Source organism: Sphingobium sp. B1D7B (genome assembly GCF_025961965.1).
Classification (GTDB): Bacteria; Pseudomonadota; Alphaproteobacteria; order Sphingomonadales; family Sphingomonadaceae; genus Sphingobium.
On the sequence record NZ_JAOQOR010000001.1, the window covers coordinates 591,586 to 611,354 of the forward strand.

A 19,769-nucleotide genomic window follows, 5' to 3' on the forward strand; every position below is an offset into this window, starting at 1 on the left:
GCAATCAGCCCATTGGAGATTCGTACAATAATCTCATGAGCTTGTCGGTGACGACATTGACCTGATCAATCTCCTTGTCGCTCAGCCCTTCCAGCACCGACGCGCGGAAGGCGTGGGCAACCGCCATGATTTCATCCAGCGCTTCCTGCCCGGCCGGCGTGAGCTGGATCAGCTTGGTGCGCCGGTCGCTGGGGTCCTGCAACCGCACCACCAGGCCATCGGCTTCCAGCGTATCGAGCATCCGCGTCAGGGTTGGCCCTTCGATACCGATCCGCTTGGCGATGGCAATCTGCGCGCTCGGTTCCGGCGACCGGGCGATCGTCGAGAGCGCTTCCATGCGGGCCGAACCATAGCCCAGCGGACGCAGGCGCTCGTCCAGCATCGCGCGATAGCGGCGCGCGACGAGGATCATGCGATAGGTGAACCCATATTCGCGATCCAGCCGGCTCCCGCCGGTGATCGTCGGCAGGACGATGGCTGCCGGTTCCTCAGAATTCTCAGCCAATAGTAACCCCCACGTGGCCGGCGCGCCTGATTGCAAGTCGTTCCAAAGGCCCGATCATTTGCCCCCTGTCAACCCGAGAGCTGACGCCCGGCCGGATTGCCGCCTAGCCGGGCCAGCGTATCGCAATGCACAATTGAGTGTTGACGCTGCCCGTCCGCCACGCCAGATGCTTGGGCACAAGCCCGCGAGGGTTGGAGAGGACGACAGATAAGATTGTTGGGAGTTGCTGCAATGTCCACCCTTCGCGCGCTGTCGACTCGCGCTCACGCTGCCCTGATCCTGCCTTGCCTTGCCGTGCTTTCGGCCTGTGGCGGCAGTGCCGAACCGGCCCAGAACAATGTTTCCGAACCTGACAATGTGCAGGAAAACGCCGTGAACGCGGCGGCGGTGCCTGTCACAAATGAAGCCGGCAATCAGGCGGCGACCACACCCGCGCCGGCTGCCGAGGCGACAGAGGCTGCAGCGACAAAGCCTGCCGCCGAAACTGCAGCACCCAAGGAAACCGCAGCGGCCACACCGGCCCCCGCGAAGGTCGCAACCTCGGCGCCCGCCAGTGCCCCAGCCGCCGCGCCGGAGGGCGATGCCGCCAATGGCGCCAAGCTGTTCGCACAATGCCGCGTGTGCCACTCTGTCGAGCCTGACAAAAATGGTCTTGGCCCCTCGCTTCACGGCGTGGTCGGCCGCAAGGCCGGAACGCTCGCCGGGTTCAATTACTCGCCGGCCGTCAAGGGGAGCGGCATTACCTGGTCGGCATCTGCGCTGAATACCTATCTGCGCTCGCCGATGAAGGCGATGCCGGGCACCAAGATGGCGTTTGCGGGCATTGCCGACGATGCCAAGCGCGCCGACGTCATCGCCTATCTCCAGACCCTGAAATAAGCCGCCAGGCTGAAGCCGAGCCCATGAGGTCCGGCTTCAGCGGGACGACCCGAACCGATCCGGCGCATAGATGGATGCATCGATGTGCCGGAGCGCCGTCGGCAGCGCCTCGCCGAGCAACGTGGCCGCGCCGATCTGTGCTGCGGCAGGCGCCGTCTGCATGCCGAAACCGCCCTGCCCCGCGAACCAGAAAAAGCCGGGCACAACCGGGTCATAGCCGTAGACCGGCAGCCGGTCGGGCGCGAAGCTGCGGAGTCCTGCCCATTTATGCTCCACGGCCGCGACCGGCCAGTCGGTGACCTGCATAAACCGATCGACCGCGCGCGCGACATCCAGCTCTTCCGGCACCACGTCGCGTGCATCGTCCGGCGTTTCGTCATGCGGGGTCACCCACAAGCGCCCCTGCCCTTCCGACTTGAAGTAGAAGCTTCCATCGAGCGCGATGACCAGCGGGACATGCGCGGGCGCCGTTGGGCAGCGCAGTTGCACGACCGTCCGGCGCAGGGGCGTGATGCCCAGCGGCACGACGCCGCAACGCCGGGCGACATCATCGGCCCAGGCGCCGGCTGCATCGACGATGATGCCGCACACCAGCGGCCCGTCGCTGGTCTCCACAGCCCAGCCAGCGCCCTCCCGGCGCGCTGAAAGCAGCCGATTCGTCAGCCGCTCTTCCGCGCCGCCGCGTCGTGCGGCCCGCCGATAGGCAGCGAGAAGCCCGCCGGTATCGATGTCCGCACAGGAGGGGGCCGCGACACCGATCGTCCATTCGTCGCGGATGCCCGGCACAGCCTCGGCAAGCGCCTCCCGCCCGAGTCGCGTGAACTGGACGTCGCTGCTCGCGAAATCGGCAATCAAGCGGTCGGCTAGCACCTGTTGATCATGACGGCCGAGATGGATGGCGCCGCGCGGCGAGAGAAAGCCATGCTCGGAAAATGACGGTTCCGGCCGCGCCAGCATCGGCCCGCTCGCACTGGTCAACGGCTGCACGCCGGGGCCGCCATAGGTTTCTTCCCAGAACGCCACCGACCGCCCGGAAGCGTGATAGCCGGGCTGATCTTCCTGCTCGATGAGCATGACCCGAGCGTTGCCAGCAATGCCAGCGGCCAGACTGAACCCGGCGATACCGCCGCCGACGATTAGGATATCGACCGAGGTCATCGGCACCGCTCCGAATCGGTGGCAGCGCGACAAAGCCAGGGAATGCGCGCCAGATAGTGGTTACGCTTTGGTAAGGCGTACACTCTAGTCGTGCCCCATCATGTCGGGTGTCTGGATATCGACAGCGCTCAGCGCCATGCTGGCTTTGCTTCTCATATGGGGAGCGACGACGGACCTGCGCAGCCGAATCATATCCAACCGACTCAATCTGGCCATCGCGCTGCTCGCGCCCTGCTGGTGGTGGGCCAATGGCCTGTCCTTCTATCCTGACGTTCTGCTGCAAATCGGCCTGGCCGCCGCAGTTTTCCTGCTGTTCACGGGCTTGTTCGCGCTCGGCATGATGGGCGGGGGCGACGTCAAGATGCTTGGCGCGCTGGCCTTGTGGCTTCCGCTGGCGGCAATGTCGACCCTCATCATCGTCATGGCGCTGATCGGCGGCCTCGTCACCATCGTGACCGTCGTCCACCACCGGACGACGCGCCGAATCGGCCAGCCGGAGATCCCCTACGGCGTCGCCATTGCGCTCGCGGGCCTTTGGGTTCTCGGCGAACGCTATCTTAACCATTTGACTTAATGATCACGCGGATTGGGGCCGGGGGTGGCTCCGCCGACTGGAGGCGAGTTTCGAAATGGAACCGAAGAAGATCGCGCTGCTTGCTGGCGCGTTGATCATAGCGGTGGCGGCGGCGTTTCTCGCCCGGTCCATGTTCACCAGCGGCGGGGGATCGCCACAGGCAACGGCATCGGCCATGCCCGATACCGCGCAGATGCCGCATGTGCTGGTGGCGACCAAGCCGCTGCCGGTCGGGACGATCGTCGGGCCGGATGCCTATCGCTTCCAGCCCTGGCCGAAGGAACTGGTCGAGGACGCCTATTATATTCAGGGGAAAGCCGACGAGGCCCAGATGGTGGGCGCGGTCGTGCGCACCGCCATTGCTGCTGGGCAGCCGGTCACGCAGGGATCGCTGATCAAGCCGGGCGATCGCGGCTTTCTCGCCGCAGCCCTCAGCCCCGGCATGCGCGCCGTGACGGTGCCCGTCTCGGTGCAGAGCAGCGTTGCCGGTTTTGTTTTCCCCGGTGATCGCGTCGATCTGGTTCTCACGCAGAGCGTGCCTGGCGGCGGCGACGGCCCGCCCCTCAAGGTCTCCGAGACCATCCTGCGTAACCTGCGCGTGCTGGCGACCGATCAACGCACCAACGCCCTCGACGAATCGGGCAATCCGGTGGTGCGGACATTCTCCAACGTGACCATGGAAGTCACGCCGCGCATGGCCGAAAAGATCAGCGTCGCCCAGACTGTCGGTGCCCTGTCGCTGGCGCTGCGCTCGCTGGCGGACAACACGCAGGAGCTGGAAGCCGCGCTGGCCTCCGGCGACATCGATGCGGTGGATGCCGAGAATGGCGGCAACACGCTGATCACCGCCGCGCGGCCGGTCGATGGCCGCTCCACCTATTCCACCGGTGCCGACGTCTCGCGCTATCAGCGCAGCACGGTTCCCGCCAAGCCCATCGATCCCTCGGGCGCGCCGTCCGGCAATGGTCCGATGGTGCGCGTGGCGCGGGGGACGGCGGTCACCAATGTCGAGCTGGGGAGCAAGTGAGATGAGCAGCCCGTCTAGGCTCCGTATGGCGCGCACCGCGACCGGCGTTCTTGCCACCGCGCTCGCCCTGACCGTCAGCGCTACCGTGGCGCCGGCCCTTCATGCCCAGGCGACCATGGCGCCCAAGACCGACGGCACGCTGCTGCTGGCCGTTGGCGAAAGCCGGGTGATCAACCTGCCGGCCAATCTCACCGACGTGGTGATCGCCAACCCCAATGTGGTCGATGTGCATGTCCGCTCGCAGCGGCAGGTCTATCTGATCGCAAAGGCATCGGGCGAAACCAACGTGTTCATCACCGCGCGCGACGGCAAGATGCTCTACGCCAATGCCGTGCGGGTGGGGAACAACATCACCAGCATCGACCAGATGCTCCGCCTCGCCATGCCCGAATCGGACGTGCAGGTGAACACCATGAACGGCATGGTGCTGCTCACCGGCACCGTCGCAGCGCCGGAAGACGCAGCGGAGGTCCAGCGGCTCGTCCAGGCCTTCTCGGGCGCCGACACCAACGTCGTCAGCCGACTGCGCACCGCGACGCCGCTGCAGGTCAACCTGCAGGTCCGCATTGCGGAAGTGAACAAGAACTTCACGAAATCGCTCGGTTTTAACATCCTTACGCAGGATACGACGGGCGGCTTCCAGTTCGGCATTGGCCGGGGCAACCCCGGCTCGCTGGCGACGGGCCAGTTCAACGTCATCGAGAATGGCACGTCCATGGCCTTCGCGGGCAATCTGCTCGGCCTCAACGTGCTCAGCACGCTTGATCTCGCAGAGAATCAGGGCCTGGCGGTCACGCTGGCCAATCCGAACCTGACGGCCCTCTCCGGCGAAACGGCGAGTTTTCTCGCGGGTGGCGAGGTGCCGATCCCCATCGCGACCCAGCAGCAGGTCAGCGTCGAATATAAGCAATATGGCGTCAGTCTGGCATTCACTCCCACGGTGCTTGCCAATGGCCGCATCTCGATGCGCGTGCGGCCCGAGGTCTCGCAGCTCGACAGCAGCTCGGCGGTGCGCGTGAGTGGGTTCGACATTCCCGGCATCCAGACCCGCCGCGCGGAGACGACCGTGGAACTGGGCTCGGGCCAGAGCTTCATGATCGGCGGCCTGCTCTCCACGGCGAGCGGCAACACGATCGAGAAGACGCCGTTCCTGGGCGACATCCCCATTCTTGGCAATCTGTTCAAGTCGCAGAGCTATCGGCGCCAGGAAACCGAGCTGGTGATCATCGTCACGCCCTATCTCGTGCGCCCGGTCGACGCGCGCCAGATCGCGCTGCCGACTGACGGTTATCGCAGTGCCGATGACGCGCAACGCATTCTGGGTGGTCAGATCCACGACGGTAGATCCGGCGATGCCCGGCCCACGCCGCAACCCCTGCCTCCCAAGACGGTCGAGCAGGGCAGCGTCGCCGCGCGCTCGGGCAATGCCGCACCCGGCTTCAGCTTCTGAGGTGGAAGGACGAGAGATGATCAAGACAAGCTTCTTCCGCGCAGCCGGCACCACAACCTTGATGGCGCTGGCCCTCATCGGCCAGTCCGCCGATGCCCGCTCCCGCGAGGTCAATCGCGGGGTCGAGCCAGTGCATCAACCGGTCGTCGAGCGCACCGATTTCGTCTTCGACCTGAACCCGGACGGCGCAGGCACGCTCAGCCGCATGGACGAGCGCCGGTTGACCGTCTGGTTCAACGCCCTTGGCCTTGGCTATGGCGACCATGTGACGCTCGCCGGCGATACCAGCGGTTCTCTGGCGCTGCGCGATGGCGTGACGCAGGTCGTGGGGCGCTACGGTCTGCTCGTGGATGGCGAGGCGCCACTGACGGCAGGCGCACCGCCCATCGGCGGCCTGCGCGTCGTGGTCAGCCGCTCGGTCGCCAGCGTGCCGGGCTGCCCGACATGGCGGGACAAGGCGGAAGCCAATTTGAGTGGCGGCCTGAGCGACAATTATGGGTGTGCCATGGCCACCAACCTCGCAGCCATGGTCGCCGATCCGCGCGACCTGGTGGAAGGGCGCGAGGGCGGCCTGGACGTCACCAATGTCGTGAACAGCAAAGCCATCAAGACCTATCAGGAGACGGCCCCGACGGGCGCCGGCGGCCTGCAGGGCATGTCGGTGGGAGGCAAGTGAGATGAACGCACCCTGGAAAGCCGGCGGACCGCATGGCCGCGATGCGTTTCACGCCTATGTCTGCGACGATCATAGCCTCGAGGTTCTGCGGACGGCGGTGCAGGAGATGGGCTGGCCCACCGAGAAGCTCTACAAGGGCGGGCTGCGCAACGCTGTGCAGTCGCTCTCGATGTCCGCAAGCCCCAACATCCTCTTTGTCGACCTCTCCGAATCGGCCGACCCGCTCACCGACATCAACAGTCTGGCGGAGGTCTGCGAGCCGGGCACGGTGGTGATTGCCTCGGGGCAGGTGAACGACGTGCGCCTGTACCGCGATCTCGTCGCCAGCGGCCTGCAGGATTATCTGCTCAAGCCGCTCGCCGTCGACACCATGCGCGATATTCTCACCGGCGCTCAGGCGGTCTTCCTGACGCCCAAGGCAGAGGTGGCGAGTGAGCGGGCGCACATGATGGTGTCTGTCGTTGGCGCGCGCGGGGGCGTCGGCGCCTCCACTGTCGCCACGTCACTCGCTTATCTCACCAGCGCGCGCGGCAAGCGCTCGACGGCCCTGCTCGATCTCGACGTGCATTTCGGCACCGGCGCCCTCGCGCTCGATCTCGAACCGGGGCGCGGCCTCACTGATGCGGTGGAAAATCCCAGCCGCATCGACGGGCTCTTCATCGAGCGCGCCATGGTCCGCGCCAGCGAAACGCTGGCCGTGCTCTCGGCCGAAGCGCCGATCAGCCAGCCATTGCTGACGGACGGATCGGCTTACTTCCAGCTGGAGGAAGAGCTGCGGTCTGCTTTCGAATGGACGTTCGTGGATATGCCGCGTGGCATGTTGGTCCAGCACCCGCATTTGATCCATGAATCCAGCGCCATCGTGCTGGTCACCGACTTCACGCTCGCGGCGGCGCGCGATACCATCCGCATCCTCTCCTGGCTCAAGACGAACGCCCCGCAATCGCAGGTGATCGTAGCCGCCAACAAGGTGCAGGTCGGCGTGGCGGAGATCACCCGCAAGGACTTCGAGCAGAGCATCGAGCGGGCCATCGACGTGGTGCTGCCCTATGACGCCAAGGTCACCGCCCAGGCGGCCAAGCTGGGCAAGACGGCAGCGGAAAGCGGCCGCTCCAGCAAGCTGGGCCAGGCCTTGCTCGATCTGAGCAACCGACTGAACTCGGCAGACCTCGCCGAGACGGGCGCCAAAGGCAAGAGCGGCGGATCGCTGATCGGCCGGCTGCTGGAGGTGAAGATCCCCGGCAAGGCGAAGAAGAAGATGGATGCCGATCCTGTGCCGGGCAATGATTGACGCGGCGCAAGCGCCTGCGAGCAAGACGTAACTGGATGAGACCCTGATGAATAGCCAGCTTCTCCTGCTGATCCTGCTCGCGGCGATGGCCATCGCCTTGCTGGTCATGGCCCTCTCCGGGCCGTCCGCCGACCGCGTCGGGAGCCGCCGGATCGCCGCCATTCGTGGGCGCCATGCAAGCAGCGAGAGCAACCAGATCGAAGCGCGGATGCGCAAGGCGATTGCCGCGCGGGGGCTCGATCAGGGGCATCTGTTCACATCGCTGATCCCGAACCCGGAACTGCTCGCCACCCGACTGCGCATGACGGGCAAGAAATGGACGCTCAGCCAATATGTCACGACATCCGTCGCGCTGGCGATTGGCGTGCTCGCCATCATGGTGCTGCGCGATTATTCGTTTCTTCTGTCGGTGCTCGTCGCGATTGCGATCGGCTTCGGGATTCCGCATTTCGTCGTCGGTCGGCTGATTGCGCGGCGGGTCAACAAGTTCACTACCAATTTCCCTGACGCGCTCGACCTGCTCGTGCGCGGCCTGCGTTCTGGCTTGCCGGTGGGCGAGACAATGATGGTCGTCAGCCAGGAAATCCCCGGGCCGGTGGGTGAGGAATTCAAGCTCATCACCGAGCGGATCAAGATCGGCCAGTCGATGGACCAGGCGCTGCAGGAAACCGCCGCCCGCCTCGGCACGGCGGAATTCAAGTTCTTCTGCATCACCATCAACATCCAGCGCGAGACGGGCGGCAATCTGGCCGAAACGCTCGCCAACCTCAGCAACGTTCTGCGCCAGCGCGCGCAGATGAAGCTGAAGATTCGCGCCATGTCGTCCGAATCCAAGGCATCGGCCTACATCATCGGCGCTCTGCCCTTCATCGTCTTCGGGCTGATCAGCTGGATCAACTTCAAATATATGTCGGCCTTTTTCATCGGCGATCCCAATGGCGTGTTCGGCCTCAGCCTGATGCAGGTCATCGCCATCGGCGCGATGATGTGGATGAGCATCGGTGTGTTCATCATGGCCAAGATGATCAGCTTCGAGATCTGAGGGGAGCGCGCGATCATGCAATCCACCGGCGCCACGCTCTTTGGCCTCACCGCAGCCGATCTCGGCACCTTGCTTGCCGCCATGGCGACCTTCGCCGTGCTGGTCGCGCTCTACGCCGCTACGACCGTGCGCAACCCGATGGGTCGGCGACTGCGGGCGCTGAACGATCGCCGCGAGCAGCTCAAGGCCGGCATCATCGTTGCCCCGTCCAAGCGGCGGACCAAGATAGTCCACCAGAGCGACACGACGGACTGGATGCAGAGCTTCCTGTCCTCGCTCAAGGTGCTGCAGGACGATCAGTTGCGGGATGCGCAGAAGAAGCTCGCCCAAGCCGGCATCCGCTCCAAGGAATATGCTATCGCGGTCATCTTCGCGCGGCTGGTGCTGCCGATCGCCGTGGGCGGCTCGGCGGCTCTGCTGATCTACGGTCTTGACCTCTGGCCGCACTGGGGGCCGCTCAAGAAGTTCGGCGCCTTCGCCGGGGCCCTGCTGCTCAGCTACAAGGCGCCGGACCTCTATGTCGGCAACAAGGTCACCAAGCGCTCCGATGCGATCCGCAAGGGTATTCCCGATGCGCTCGATCTGCTGGTGATCTGCGCCGAGGCCGGCCTGACCGTAGACGCCGCCTTCGCGCGCGTCGCCCGCGAACTGGGCTCGGCCTATCCCGAACTGGGCGAGGAATTTCAACTCACCTCCATCGAGCTCTCCTTCCTCACCGAGCGGCGCATGGCCTTCGAGAATCTGGCCGAGCGGGTGGATGTCGAGGCGCTCAAGGGTGTCGTCACCACGATGATCCAGACCGAGAAATACGGCACGCCGCTGGCCTCTGCGCTGCGCATCCTCTCCGCCGAATTCCGTCATGAGCGCATGATGCGCGCCGAGGAAAAAGCGGCGCGCCTGCCGGCGATCATGACCATCCCGCTGATCCTGTTCATCCTGCCGACGCTGTTCGTCGTCATCCTCGGCCCGGCGGCCTGCTCCATCAAGAAAGCGTTGCTGTAACCTCAGGTTACATTGCGGGCCGCCTTGCGGTCAGGCCGTCCCTGCGCCACTAGGGCCAGAATCGCCATTTGGCACGGACTATCAGGAGACCGTCATTGCCCGCTCAGATCATCACGCCGGTCATCCTCTCGGGAGGATCGGGCACGCGGCTCTGGCCGGTCAGCCGCAGCGAGCATCCCAAGCAATTCATCGCTCTCACGGCGCCGGAAACCATGTTCGAGCTGACGCTGGGCCGGGTAGCCGGTCTCGAAGGCGGCGCGACGCCCCTGGTTGTTGCGAACGCGGCCCATGCCGAGATCATCCGCAAGCAGGCGGGGTCCGAGTTGACGCTGATACTCGAGCCGAGCGCCCGCAACACGGCGCCCGCCATCGCGCTGGCGGCGTTGGCTCTGGAAGAGAGCGACAGCGCCCTGCTGGTGATGCCGAGCGATCATGTGATCGCTGACGTCCCGGCTTTCCATGCCGCCATCGAGCGCGCCCGGCCGCTGGTCGCCGATGGCTGGCTCGTGACTTTCGGCATCGAACCGACCGCACCGGAAACCGGTTTTGGCTATATCGCGCTCGGGGACGAACTGGCTGCGGGCGTCAACACCGTCAGCCGCTTTGTCGAAAAACCTGACGCAACCCGCGCCGCACAGATGCTCGCACAGGGCGGGCATGTGTGGAACGCCGGCATCTTCCTGTTCGGCGCCCGCGACTTTCTGGCCGCACTGGCGACGCACCAGCCCGCGATGCTGGCCGCTGCGCGCGCGGCGATGGCGGCAGCCACCCGCCAGGGCGCCGCGATTCTGCCGGATGCCGCAGCCTTCGCGCAATGCCCGTCCGACTCGATCGATTATGCCGTCATGGAACGGGCAGACAAGGTCGCCTGCGTCCCGGTCAGCATGGGCTGGTCGGACGTGGGGAGTTGGGATGCGCTTTACGACCTTGCCGACAAGGATGAGGCGGACAATGCCCTGCAGGGCGCCGCCTATGCCATTGATGCCAAGGGCTGCCTGATCCGCAGCGATGGCCCGGCCGTGACGGTCGTCGGCGCGGAGGACCTGATCGTCATCGCGTCGGGCGACGAGATCGTCATCCTCCCGCGCGGGCGCTCTCAGGAGGTCCGCAAGGCTGTCGCGGCGCTGAGTGAGCGGTCGGGGCGGTCATGAATCGCGCCCGCCCGCACTGGCTGCGGGCACTGCTGATCGTCCTGGCCTTGATGATCATCCTGCCGGTTGTCGCGCAGTTCGTGTAGAGCGGCAAAGGGCACTTCCAAGCGCAACACGCTCGTGGCAAGGCGGCCCCACGCAGCAAGGACAATCCGATGACCGACAAGCCCACCATCCTCGTCACCGGCGGCGCCGGCTATATCGGCAGCCACGCCGTGCTGGCGCTGGTTGATGGGGGATGGCCGGTCGTCGTGGTCGATAATCTCACCACCGGCTTCCGCTGGGCCGTGCATGAGAAAGCCGCGTTCGTGGAAGGCGATATCGGCGACGCCGCGTTCATGGAAGGCGTGCTGCGGCAGCATGGCGTCAAGGGCATCATGCATTTCGCCGGTTCCATCATCGTCCCTGAATCCGTTGAAAATCCGCTCAAATATTACCGTAACAACACCGCCAACAGCCGCGCCCTCATCGAGGCCGCGGTGCAGGCCGGCGTGCCGCACTTCATCTTCTCCTCCACCGCCGCCACCTACGGTATTCCGAAGGAAAGCCCGGTGCGCGAAGACAGTCCAAAGCAGCCGATCAATCCCTATGGCATGTCCAAGCTGATGACCGAGATCATGCTGGCGGACGTCGCCGCGGCCCATCCGCTCAATTTCTGCGCGCTGCGCTATTTCAACGTCGCCGGCGCGGACCCGCAGGGGCGCTCCGGCCAGTCGACGGCGGGCGCGACCCACCTCATCAAGGTCGCGGTGGAAGCGGCGCTGGGCAAACGCGAGAGCGTCGCAGTGTTCGGCACGGATTTCGATACGCCGGATGGCACGGGCGTGCGCGATTATATCCATGTGAGCGATCTGGCTGCCGCGCATGTGCTGGCGCTGGAAGCCCTGATGGCCGAGCCGGAGCGCAATCTGACGATGAACTGCGGCTATGGTCGCGGCTTCTCGGTGCTCGACGTGCTCGACGCCGTGGACCGGGTCACAAACCGAAAGGTCGAGCGCCGCATCGAAGGCCGCCGCGCTGGCGATCCGCCGGCGCTCATCTCCGATAACAGCCGCATCAAGGCCACGCTGCCCTGGCAACCCGCTTATGCGGATCTCAACACCATCGTCGATCACGCGCTGGCATGGGAGCGCAAGCTCTCGGACATCCGCGGCGACAGCTGAGCGGTTCAGCGCCGGTGCGGCGGGATAGCCCAGTGCGCGGCGAAGTCTGAGGATTTCTCCGCGAACAACGCCTCGCCCAGCCGGGCAGCCTTGCGGGCAAGAGCCTCGGCGCGTTGGTGCGCCAGGGCTGCGAGTTGCGCCGCCGCAGCAGGGTCGGACAGCAATCCACCATCCTGACGCAGGCGCGCGATCAGCATGTCGAGATCGTGCCGGTCGCCCAGCAGGTCGCCGAGACGATCGGTCCTGGCGAGGCGCCGCTTCGCGAGGTCCGGGTTCAACCGGCTCAGAAGGCGGATATGCTGGCCGTGATATTTGACGTGCTTGCGCCATGCATGACTGGCTTGCGCAGCAGCGGGGGTTCCGGCGATGGCCTCGAGCGCGCGCATCGCTTGCCGGGCCTGCCGATACGTCTTGCGCAAGCCCGGCAGGATCGCGTCCTCGCCCCGCGCGGTGAGCGCCCATGTCGGCGCGCGGACGCGGGCTGCGAGCAACGGCGCCCGACATGACTCGATCTGCTCGGCCATAGCCCCGGCAGCACCATGCCCCGGCGCTGCCCAATGTGACCGCAGCATCGCCCAATCCTGGCGCGCCTCGTCCGCATCGATCAGGCTATCCAGCGTCTCGATCAGCACCGCGCTGTCCCGCGCGCCGGAAAGCATTGCTGCGATATCCCGGAAGGCGGCATTTTCGGTTTGATAGGCTGGAAAGGCGGGGCGGACGAGCCGCAGCAGGCCGCGCATCGCCTTGCAGGTCCGTCGCAGCTGATGAACGGTCCGAGCGGGCAGCGCCTCACCGCTGCGAAGGAGAGCGAGGGCCTCGTCCAGTCGCTCACAGGCGATCCGGCGGAAACCCTCCTCCACGGATGTATCGGACGATCTGAACCGAAACGGCATGTCGCGCCCACCCCCTCGTGACGGGCTTGACGCTAAAGACTCGGGGCAGGCTGGTCCAGCTGGGATGCGGCGGAAGCCGGCCGCGCACTCCCTGCGCGCAGCCGCATGACCGCTCGCCAGCCGAGCAGCGCCGCCACGATCCCCCCGTAGATCAGCGGCGAGCGTGTATCGGCCTTCACAAGCAGGAAATAGTGCACGACGCCCATGATCGCGATGAGGTAGACAAGCTGGTGCAAACGCCGCCATGCGCGCACGCGCATCTTGCGCCGGATGCGATTGGCGGAGGTGATCGCCAGCGGGACCAGCAGCACGAAGGCCGCCATGCCGATGGTGATGTAGGGCCGCTTGACGATATCCGCGACGATGAACGACCAGCCGAACTGCTGGTCCACCGCCACATACATGATCAGATGCAGGGCCACATAGGCGAAGGCCCACAGGCCAATGCGGCGGCGATAACGGAGTAGCGCCGGCATTTTGAGCACCTTGGCCAGTGGACTGATCGCCAGCGTGATGCACAGGAAGCGCAGGCCCCACAGGCCCAGCTCGCGCAACACATATTCGATGGGATTGGCCGTCAGCCCATCGGTCAGGCCCTGCCAGACGAACAGCAGTAGGGGCGCCACGCACAGCAGCCAGACCAGTGCCGAGATCAGGCGATCGCGCGTCTTCCTGGTCATGCCGTCAGTAAAGCTTCTTGGGGTTCATGCCGCGATAGAGACTCGCAACTTGATCGCCATAGCCATTGAACGGCAGCGTCTTGCGGCGCAGCAGCTCGCCGATCCGCCGCTCACGCGCCTGCGACCAGCGGGGATGATCCACATCCGGGTTCACATTGCCGTAAAAGCCATATTCGTCGGGCGCGAGCATCTGCCAGCTCGTGCGCGGCTGGCGGTCGGTCAGCGTGATCCGCACGATCGACTTGATGCCCTTGAAGCCATATTTCCACGGCACGACCAAGCGAATCGGCGCGCCGTTCTGGCGGGGCAGCAGGCGGCCATAGAGGCCCACCGAAAGCAGCGTGAGGGGATTCATCGCCTCATCCAGCCGCAAGCCTTCGCGATAGGGCCATTCGATCACGTTCCGGCGCTGGCCGGGCATCTGCTTGGGATCGTTGAGGGTCTGGAAAGCCACATATTTAGCGCTGCCGAGCGGCTCCACCTCGCGCAGCAGCGCGGAGAGCGGAAAGCCGATCCATGGAATGACCATCGACCACGCCTCGACGCAGCGCATCCGGTAGATGCGCTCTTCCAACGGAAAGCGGCGCACGATGTCCGAAATATCGAACTTGCGCGGCTTCTGGCACAGGCCATCCACGGTGACGGTCCAGGGCGCGATTCGCAGGCTGCCGGCATTCGCCGCCGGGTCGCTCTTGTCGGTGCCGAACTCGTAGAAATTATTGTAGGTTGAGACGTCCGCAAAGGGCGTCAGCGTCTCGTCGATCTTCATTTTGTTGGGCGAGAACTTTACCGTCGCGGGCGCATCCGCCGCCATCGCCGCCGGCGCGATCAGTCCGGCGGCGCCGATGCCGGCCACCCCGGCAATGAACTCGCGCCGGCGCAGATACAGCGCTTCATCGGTGACGTCGTTTTCGGTCAGGTCGGCAGATTGACGGATCAGCATGGCAAGACTCTCCTGCCCCCAGAGCGGGAACAATGCCTGCCCTTGGCTGCATGTGCAATGAACATGCCCATGGCCGAAGGGGCAATAAACCCCTCCCGCCAGACGCAAAAGCCGGTTTCCATCCGCCGCACCAGCCTCTAGGGGCGCAGATCATGGATCATTTCGCTTACAAGGATGGCGTGCTGCACGCCGAGGACGTGCCGATGGCGGCGATTGCCGAGGCCGTCGGGACACCGGTCTACATCTATTCGCGCGCCACGCTGGAGCGCCATGCCCGCGTGTTCCGCGAGGCGCTGGCCGGCCTGCCCCGCAAGCACATCGCCTTTGCCATCAAGGCCAACCCCAATCTCTCCGTGCTGCGCGTGCTGGCGCGCGAGGGTTATGGCGCGGATATCGTCTCGGGCGGCGAGATGCAGCGCGCGCTGGCGGCCGGGATGCCGGCTGGGGACATCGTCTTCTCCGGCGTCGGCAAGACCCGCGCCGAGCTGAGCGCGGCGCTGGAAGCCGGGATCGGCCAGTTCAACATCGAGCTGGAGGAGGAAGGCGCCGTTCTCGCCGAGATCGCGGCCGCGATGGGCAAGACCGCCGATGCCGTGCTGCGCGTCAACCCGGATGTCGATGCCGGCACGCACGCCAAGATTTCCACCGGCATGAAGGAAAACAAGTTCGGCGTCGCCATCGATCAGGCGGGCGGCATCTTCCAGCGGCTCTGCGCCCTGCCCGGCCTCAACCTGCGCGGCATCGCCACGCACATCGGTAGCCAGTTGTTCGACCTCGCCCCCCTTGAAGCCGCCTATGGCAAGATCGGCGCGCTGATGGGCGAACTCCGCGAGGCCGGCCACACTATCGACCGCATCGATCTGGGCGGCGGCCTGGGCGTGCCCTATGAGCGTACGAAGGTGCCGCCGACGCCGGCCGATTATGGCGCAATGGTGGAGCGGGCGACCAAGGGCTGGGACGTCACGCTCTATTTCGAGCCGGGCCGCGTGATCGTCGGCAATGCCGGTGTGCTGCTCACCCGCGTCATCTGGGTGAAGCCCGGCGTCATCCGCCCCTATGTGATTGTCGATGCGGCCATGAACGATCTCGCCCGGCCCGCCATGTACGATGCCTTTCACGATTTCGAGGCTGTCGCGCCGACCGGTGAGCGGATCGTGGCCAACATCGCTGGCCCGGTCTGCGAGAGCGGCGACACCTTCGCCATGGCCCGCGATATCGACGTGGTGAAGACCGGCGATCTCGGCATCTTCCGCACCGCCGGGGCCTACGGCGCAACGATGGCCAGCACCTACAATTCGCGCGCGCTGGTGCCCGAAGTGATGGTGGATGGCGACCAGTTCGCCGTCGTTGCCGACCGCATCATGCCCGAGGCGATCATCGCCGCCGAGCGCCTGCCGGATTTTCTTAAGGACTGAGCATCGGCCGCAAGGGGCAGACGGACGGGCCAGGACCGGCTAGGAGAGCGCCATGCACAGCCTTCCGCTCTTCGTCATCCTGTCGGGCCAGCCGGTCATCCTGCTTGGCACTGGGGAGGCCGCGGACGCCAAGCGCCGGCTGATCGAGCGGGCCGGCGGCGTGCCGGTTGCGGACGAGAATGCCACTGCCCGCATCGCCTTCGTGGCGCTGGAGGATGAAACAGCCGCCCAAGCCGCCGCAGACCGGCTCAAGGCGCGCGGACTGCTGGTCAATGTCGTCGACCGGCCGGCGCTGTGCGATTTCACGACCCCCGCCATTGTCGACCGCGATCCGGTATTGATCGCCGTTTCCACGGGCGGCGCCTCCTCAGGGCTGGCCGCAGCCTTGCGTCAGCGGCTGGAGACGATCCTCCCGGCCCGGCTCGGCGCCCTCGCCAGCGCGCTCAATGCCGCCAAGGTCGCAATGCGGGAGGCCTGGCCCGATGCCCGCGACCGCCGCCGCGCGCTTGGCGAGGCGCTGGCGCCGGGCGGCATGCTCGACCCCTTCGGCACGCCTGCGGTGGACCCGTGGCTGGAAGCGCGCATCGCGCCGGCCTCCCGCGCCGTGCATGTCATCGCCTTGCGCTCGGACGACCCGGATGACCTGACGGTTCGGGAAGCCCGCACGCTCGGCCAGGCAGACCGCATCCTGTTCGCGCCCGACACCCCGCCCGCAATTCTCGCCCGCGCCCGCGCCGACGCGGAACGCCTGCCGCTCAGCGCGGAAGAAGCCCCGCCCGAACTGCCGGGGCTGACCGTCTGGCTCGTCCCGGCCGAGGATTGATAGGCCTTTCCGCCGTGAGCGCCGGGAATACCGGCTCAGGAGATCGTTCATGACGTCACATCCCTCCGCCCCCGCAGCCTCGCCCGCCGTATCGGTCGCGCTCGATGCCCGCGCCGCACTTGGCGAAGGGCCACGCTGGCACGCAGCCGAGCGCCGGCTTTATTGGGTGGATATCCTGCGCAATGAACTGCACCGCTTCGACCCAGAAACTGGGGCGGACGAGATGCGCGCCTTCGCCCAGCCGGTCGGCTGCTTCGCCTTCCGCGCGGCCGGTGGCTTGCTGCTGGCGATGAAGGACGGCCTCGCCATTCTGGCCGACTGGGGCTCCGAGCCGCAGCCCTTTGGCGATCAGATCCTCGCGGGCAAGCCGGACCTGCGCTTCAATGATGGGCGGACGGATTCGGCCGGGCGGTTCTGGGTGGGCAGCGTCAACATGGCCAAGAGTGCGCATGATGCCGCGCTCTATCGCGTCGGCACGGACGGGGCGATCGACCTGATCGAAAGCGGCATGCTCACCTGCAACGCGGCTGCCTTCAATGCGTCGGGGACGACCTTCTGCCACGCGGACACCCCCAGCCACGCCCTGCGCGCCTATGATGCCGATCCGGCGAGCGGCACGCTCTCCAACCGTCGCATCCTTCACCAGTTCGAGCACGGCACCGGGCGCCCCGATGGCGGATCGTTCGATGCGGAGGGTTGTTACTGGAGCGCCCTGTTCGAGGGTGGCCGGGTGGTGCGGCTCTCGCCCGAGGGCGAACTCCTCCAGACGGTGACACTGCCGGTCAGCCGGCCGACCATGATCGCATTTGGGGGGGAGGATCTGCGCACCGCTTATGTCACCACGGCGCGGGCCGGGCTGGACGAGACGGCACTGGCGCGCGAGCCGCATGCGGGCGCGATTTTCAGCTTCCCCATCGATGTGCCGGGTCTGCCCGAGGCGCCCTTTGGCGGCTAAGCCTGGGCTTTGTTGGCTCGCTTGGCAAAGCGGGTCACGAACACCGGTGGGCTGGTCGCGTAGCAGGCCTGTGCGAGCGGCAGCGCCGTTTCGCAGACGGCGCATTGGGCGCTGACGCGTCCGACATACCATTGGGTGCTGGCGCAATCGGGACAGTGATTGAGCTTGCCTGGCTCGTAGCGCGCGCCAATGGCCGTGCCATCGAATGGTTTGACGTGAATGCCCGGGTGACGAACGGCAGAGCTCAAAGCCTGCACAGGTGAATGCGCCATGTCACGATCCTTCCGGCGATGAAAACGTCCCGCGCGTTCGCGGGTTCCTGCCTGTGCCAACGGCTCGGCGCATCTGTCTCTTGTCGGGACGATTTACCGCGCGCGCCATGATGGCGACTTGCGACGGGTGCGTCCCGTGCCCCCCGCGGCGGGTTGATCCGCGCAATCCCCCCTCGCCTCTGCCCTAGAGCGGGGCTATAAGCGCCGGGATGATGACCGACCCCCGGACACGCCCCCTCTCCAAGGACAATCATGTCAGAGCATAATCCCGGCCTGCGCCCGTGGCGCGACATTGCGCGGCGCGAATGCCGCCAGATCATGGTCGGCAACGTGCCGGTCGGCGGCGGCGCGCCGGTGACCGTGCAGACGATGACCAACACGCCGACCCACGATGCGAAGGCGACGATCGACCAGATCCGCCGCTGCGAGGAGGCCGGTGTCGACCTCATCCGGGTTTCCTGCCCGGACGTGGAGAGCACGGCGGCGATGAAGCAGATCGTCCGCGCGGCCAAGGTGCCGATCATCGCGGACATTCATTTCCACTATAAACGCGCGCTGGAAGCCGCCGATGCGGGCGCGGCCTGCCTGCGCATCAACCCCGGCAATATCGGCTCTGCCGCGCGCGTGAAGGAAGTGGTGGATGCCGCCAAGGCCAATGGCTGTGCGATCCGCATCGGCGTGAATGCCGGCAGCCTCGAAAAGGATCTGCTGGAGAAATATGGCGAGCCCTGTCCCGAGGCGCTGGTGGAGAGCGCGCTCGACCATATCAAGCTGCTGCAGGACCAGGACTTCCACGACTATAAGGTCGCGGTGAAGGCGAGCGACGTGTTCCTGGCCGTCGCGGCCTATATGCAGCTTGCCGACGCGGTGGACTGCCCGCTGCACCTTGGCATCACCGAAGCCGGCGGGCTGATCGGCGGCACGGTGAAGAGCGCAATCGGCATCGGCAACCTGCTCTGGGCCGGCATCGGCGACACCATTCGCGTTTCGCTCTCCGCCGAGCCGGAAGAGGAAGTGCGTGTCGGCTACGAAATCCTCAAGTCGCTCGGCATCCGCACACGCGGTGTCCGCGTCGTCTCCTGCCCGAGCTGCGCAAGGCAGGGCTTCGATGTGATCCGCACGGTCGAGGCACTGGAGAGCCGCCTTCAGCACATCAACACGCCAATCTCGCTCTCCGTGCTGGGCTGCGTGGTCAATGGCCCCGGCGAAGCGCGGGAGACGGACATCGGCCTCACCGGAGGCGGCAATGGCAAACATATGGTCTACCTCTCCGGCGTGACCGATCACCACATCAACGATGCCCAGATGATCGACCACATCGTTTCGCTGGTGGAAGCCAAGGCGGCCGAGATCGAAGCGGCCAAGCTTGAGGCCGAAATGAGCGATGCTGGCAATGCCAGCGCCGTGGCGGCCGAATGACCGACCGGCCCGACATGGCCCCGTCCGCGCCGAGCCGTGATCTGCGCGCTCCGCAGACGCAGGCTGCCTCGCGCGTCACCGGCGCCAGCGCCACGGGTGCGGTGGCAACCGGTGCGAGGGCGACGGGGGCCTCAGCGACCGGCGCAATTGCGGTCGGCGCCTTCGCATTGGGTGCCTTGGCCATGGGCGCGATTGCGATCGGCACGCTCGCCATCGGGCGGCTGCGCATTGGCCAGGCCCGGATCAGCCGGCTGCGGATCGACACGCTGGAAATCGGAAATGCCATTCGCACCGGGGAGACGCCTCGCCGGTGAGGCTCGCAGTCTCGGCGTCGGCCGTAGCGCCCCCAGCATGCCGAAAAACCGGGGACTCTTGACGCCGAGTCCCTGAAAGAGGATTGTCGCCGCGCGGAACATTTCGGGCACGGCGCGTGCGTGACCCCGCCGCGCCG

At 66.1% G+C, this 19,769-nt stretch carries 21 protein-coding genes; 15 read left to right on the forward strand and 6 right to left on the reverse strand.

The features are described 5' to 3' along the window. Nucleotides 1–4 precede the first annotated feature (4 nt). The gene (locus M2336_RS02755; protein ID WP_181561226.1) at nucleotides 5–505 is read right to left on the reverse strand and encodes a MarR family winged helix-turn-helix transcriptional regulator; all 501 of its coding nucleotides are present in this window, start codon (nucleotides 503–505) and stop codon (nucleotides 5–7) included. A 231-nt stretch (nucleotides 506–736) separates the two neighbouring features. On the opposite strand from M2336_RS02755, the gene M2336_RS02760 reads away from it, so the two are divergent. Then, nucleotides 737–1,384, forward strand: a complete 648-nt coding sequence (locus tag M2336_RS02760; protein ID WP_181561225.1) for a c-type cytochrome — start codon at nucleotides 737–739, stop codon at nucleotides 1,382–1,384. 36 nt (nucleotides 1,385–1,420) lie between these two features. Here M2336_RS02760 and M2336_RS02765 read toward each other — a convergent pair whose 3' ends face one another. Further along, complete coding sequence (locus M2336_RS02765) at nucleotides 1,421–2,542, reverse strand: NAD(P)/FAD-dependent oxidoreductase (RefSeq protein WP_264573871.1); 1,122 nt, start codon at nucleotides 2,540–2,542, stop codon at nucleotides 1,421–1,423. A 100-nt stretch (nucleotides 2,543–2,642) separates the two neighbouring features. On the opposite strand from M2336_RS02765, the gene M2336_RS02770 reads away from it, so the two are divergent. The 9 genes from M2336_RS02770 (at nucleotide 2,643) to galE (ending at nucleotide 11,918) form a co-directional block, all read left to right on the forward strand. Then, nucleotides 2,643–3,116, forward strand: a complete 474-nt coding sequence (locus tag M2336_RS02770) for a prepilin peptidase (protein ID WP_181561223.1) — start codon at nucleotides 2,643–2,645, stop codon at nucleotides 3,114–3,116. A gap of 55 nt (nucleotides 3,117–3,171) precedes the next feature. After that, nucleotides 3,172–4,143, forward strand: coding sequence for a Flp pilus assembly protein CpaB (cpaB, locus tag M2336_RS02775; RefSeq protein ID WP_181561222.1), 972 nt, complete (start codon nucleotides 3,172–3,174; stop codon nucleotides 4,141–4,143). Between the two features lies 1 nt (nucleotide 4,144). Next, the gene (locus tag M2336_RS02780; protein WP_264573872.1) at nucleotides 4,145–5,593 is read left to right on the forward strand and encodes a type II and III secretion system protein family protein; all 1,449 of its coding nucleotides are present in this window, start codon (nucleotides 4,145–4,147) and stop codon (nucleotides 5,591–5,593) included. Between the two features lie 16 nt (nucleotides 5,594–5,609). Then, nucleotides 5,610–6,269 carry a CpaD family pilus assembly protein gene (locus M2336_RS02785; RefSeq protein ID WP_264573873.1) on the forward strand — a complete coding sequence of 220 codons (660 nt, stop codon included), beginning with the start codon at nucleotides 5,610–5,612 and terminating at the stop codon, nucleotides 6,267–6,269. A gap of 1 nt (nucleotide 6,270) precedes the next feature. Continuing rightward, a complete protein-coding gene (locus tag M2336_RS02790) occupies nucleotides 6,271–7,560 on the forward strand; it encodes an AAA family ATPase (RefSeq protein ID WP_264573874.1) in 1,290 nt (429 codons plus the stop codon). A 46-nt stretch (nucleotides 7,561–7,606) separates the two neighbouring features. Continuing rightward, nucleotides 7,607–8,602, forward strand: a complete 996-nt coding sequence (locus M2336_RS02795; RefSeq protein WP_264573875.1) for a type II secretion system F family protein — start codon at nucleotides 7,607–7,609, stop codon at nucleotides 8,600–8,602. A 15-nt stretch (nucleotides 8,603–8,617) separates the two neighbouring features. Next, nucleotides 8,618–9,604, forward strand: coding sequence for a type II secretion system F family protein (locus M2336_RS02800; protein WP_264592541.1), 987 nt, complete (start codon nucleotides 8,618–8,620; stop codon nucleotides 9,602–9,604). A 95-nt stretch (nucleotides 9,605–9,699) separates the two neighbouring features. After that, nucleotides 9,700–10,755 carry a mannose-1-phosphate guanylyltransferase/mannose-6-phosphate isomerase gene (locus M2336_RS02805; RefSeq protein WP_264573877.1) on the forward strand — a complete coding sequence of 352 codons (1,056 nt, stop codon included), beginning with the start codon at nucleotides 9,700–9,702 and terminating at the stop codon, nucleotides 10,753–10,755. A 155-nt stretch (nucleotides 10,756–10,910) separates the two neighbouring features. Then, complete coding sequence (gene galE / locus M2336_RS02810; protein ID WP_264573878.1) at nucleotides 10,911–11,918, forward strand: UDP-glucose 4-epimerase GalE; 1,008 nt, start codon at nucleotides 10,911–10,913, stop codon at nucleotides 11,916–11,918. Nucleotides 11,919–11,923: 5 nt separating this feature from the next. Here galE and M2336_RS02815 read toward each other — a convergent pair whose 3' ends face one another. From M2336_RS02815 to msrP, 3 genes are read right to left on the reverse strand one after another with little or no spacing between them, the layout of a single operon-like run. Next, a complete protein-coding gene (locus tag M2336_RS02815; RefSeq protein ID WP_264573879.1) occupies nucleotides 11,924–12,811 on the reverse strand; it encodes a CHAD domain-containing protein in 888 nt (295 codons plus the stop codon). A 32-nt stretch (nucleotides 12,812–12,843) separates the two neighbouring features. Further along, on the reverse strand, nucleotides 12,844–13,491 hold the full coding sequence (locus M2336_RS02820) for a sulfite oxidase heme-binding subunit YedZ (RefSeq protein WP_264573880.1): 648 nt from the start codon (nucleotides 13,489–13,491) through the stop codon (nucleotides 12,844–12,846). A 4-nt stretch (nucleotides 13,492–13,495) separates the two neighbouring features. Then, complete coding sequence (gene msrP / locus M2336_RS02825) at nucleotides 13,496–14,434, reverse strand: protein-methionine-sulfoxide reductase catalytic subunit MsrP (protein WP_264573881.1); 939 nt, start codon at nucleotides 14,432–14,434, stop codon at nucleotides 13,496–13,498. 152 nt (nucleotides 14,435–14,586) lie between these two features. Here msrP and lysA point away from each other — a divergent pair, with 152 nt between their 5' ends. From lysA to M2336_RS02840, 3 genes are read left to right on the forward strand one after another with little or no spacing between them, the layout of a single operon-like run. After that, the gene (gene lysA, locus M2336_RS02830) at nucleotides 14,587–15,849 is read left to right on the forward strand and encodes a diaminopimelate decarboxylase (RefSeq protein ID WP_264573882.1); all 1,263 of its coding nucleotides are present in this window, start codon (nucleotides 14,587–14,589) and stop codon (nucleotides 15,847–15,849) included. A 52-nt stretch (nucleotides 15,850–15,901) separates the two neighbouring features. Beyond that, nucleotides 15,902–16,672 carry a siroheme synthase gene (locus M2336_RS02835; RefSeq protein WP_264571755.1) on the forward strand — a complete coding sequence of 257 codons (771 nt, stop codon included), beginning with the start codon at nucleotides 15,902–15,904 and terminating at the stop codon, nucleotides 16,670–16,672. A gap of 49 nt (nucleotides 16,673–16,721) precedes the next feature. Beyond that, on the forward strand, nucleotides 16,722–17,627 hold the full coding sequence (locus tag M2336_RS02840) for an SMP-30/gluconolactonase/LRE family protein (RefSeq protein ID WP_264573883.1): 906 nt from the start codon (nucleotides 16,722–16,724) through the stop codon (nucleotides 17,625–17,627). Here M2336_RS02840 and M2336_RS02845 read toward each other — a convergent pair. After that, nucleotides 17,624–17,899, reverse strand: a complete 276-nt coding sequence (locus M2336_RS02845) for a hypothetical protein (RefSeq protein WP_264573884.1) — start codon at nucleotides 17,897–17,899, stop codon at nucleotides 17,624–17,626. The two genes, M2336_RS02840 and M2336_RS02845, sit on opposite strands and share 4 nt — an antisense overlap. Nucleotides 17,900–18,151: 252 nt before the next feature. On the opposite strand from M2336_RS02845, the gene ispG reads away from it, so the two are divergent. Both ispG and M2336_RS02855 read left to right on the forward strand, forming a co-directional pair. Next, nucleotides 18,152–19,318: a flavodoxin-dependent (E)-4-hydroxy-3-methylbut-2-enyl-diphosphate synthase gene (gene ispG / locus M2336_RS02850; protein ID WP_264571752.1), complete on the forward strand. Its 1,167-nt coding sequence runs from the start codon at nucleotides 18,152–18,154 to the stop codon at nucleotides 19,316–19,318. Continuing rightward, a complete protein-coding gene (locus M2336_RS02855; protein ID WP_264573886.1) occupies nucleotides 19,315–19,632 on the forward strand; it encodes a hypothetical protein in 318 nt (105 codons plus the stop codon). Before ispG ends, M2336_RS02855 begins: the two co-directional genes overlap by 4 nt. Nucleotides 19,633–19,769: the final 137 nt, after the last annotated feature.

Excerpts from the sequence above, each read along its gene's own strand:
- M2336_RS02760 (WP_181561225.1), top strand. The coding sequence starts at position 737 with ATGTCCACCCTTCGCGCGCTGTCGACTCGCGCTCACGCTGCCCTGATC.
- M2336_RS02765 (WP_264573871.1), bottom strand. The coding sequence starts at position 2,542 with ATGACCTCGGTCGATATCCTAATCGTCGGCGGCGGTATCGCCGGGTTC.
- M2336_RS02770 (WP_181561223.1), top strand. The coding sequence starts at position 2,643 with ATGTCGGGTGTCTGGATATCGACAGCGCTCAGCGCCATGCTGGCTTTG.
- cpaB (WP_181561222.1), top strand. The coding sequence starts at position 3,172 with ATGGAACCGAAGAAGATCGCGCTGCTTGCTGGCGCGTTGATCATAGCG.
- M2336_RS02780 (WP_264573872.1), top strand. The coding sequence starts at position 4,145 with ATGAGCAGCCCGTCTAGGCTCCGTATGGCGCGCACCGCGACCGGCGTT.
- M2336_RS02785 (WP_264573873.1), top strand. The coding sequence starts at position 5,610 with ATGATCAAGACAAGCTTCTTCCGCGCAGCCGGCACCACAACCTTGATG.
- M2336_RS02790 (WP_264573874.1), top strand. The coding sequence starts at position 6,271 with ATGAACGCACCCTGGAAAGCCGGCGGACCGCATGGCCGCGATGCGTTT.
- M2336_RS02795 (WP_264573875.1), top strand. The coding sequence starts at position 7,607 with ATGAATAGCCAGCTTCTCCTGCTGATCCTGCTCGCGGCGATGGCCATC.
- M2336_RS02800 (WP_264592541.1), top strand. The coding sequence starts at position 8,618 with ATGCAATCCACCGGCGCCACGCTCTTTGGCCTCACCGCAGCCGATCTC.
- galE (WP_264573878.1), top strand. The coding sequence starts at position 10,911 with ATGACCGACAAGCCCACCATCCTCGTCACCGGCGGCGCCGGCTATATC.
- M2336_RS02815 (WP_264573879.1), bottom strand. The coding sequence starts at position 12,811 with ATGCCGTTTCGGTTCAGATCGTCCGATACATCCGTGGAGGAGGGTTTC.
- M2336_RS02820 (WP_264573880.1), bottom strand. The coding sequence starts at position 13,491 with ATGACCAGGAAGACGCGCGATCGCCTGATCTCGGCACTGGTCTGGCTG.
- msrP (WP_264573881.1), bottom strand. The coding sequence starts at position 14,434 with ATGCTGATCCGTCAATCTGCCGACCTGACCGAAAACGACGTCACCGAT.
- lysA (WP_264573882.1), top strand. The coding sequence starts at position 14,587 with ATGGATCATTTCGCTTACAAGGATGGCGTGCTGCACGCCGAGGACGTG.
- M2336_RS02835 (WP_264571755.1), top strand. The coding sequence starts at position 15,902 with ATGCACAGCCTTCCGCTCTTCGTCATCCTGTCGGGCCAGCCGGTCATC.
- M2336_RS02840 (WP_264573883.1), top strand. The coding sequence starts at position 16,722 with ATGACGTCACATCCCTCCGCCCCCGCAGCCTCGCCCGCCGTATCGGTC.
- M2336_RS02845 (WP_264573884.1), bottom strand. The coding sequence starts at position 17,899 with ATGGCGCATTCACCTGTGCAGGCTTTGAGCTCTGCCGTTCGTCACCCG.
- ispG (WP_264571752.1), top strand. The coding sequence starts at position 18,152 with ATGTCAGAGCATAATCCCGGCCTGCGCCCGTGGCGCGACATTGCGCGG.
- M2336_RS02855 (WP_264573886.1), top strand. The coding sequence starts at position 19,315 with ATGACCGACCGGCCCGACATGGCCCCGTCCGCGCCGAGCCGTGATCTG.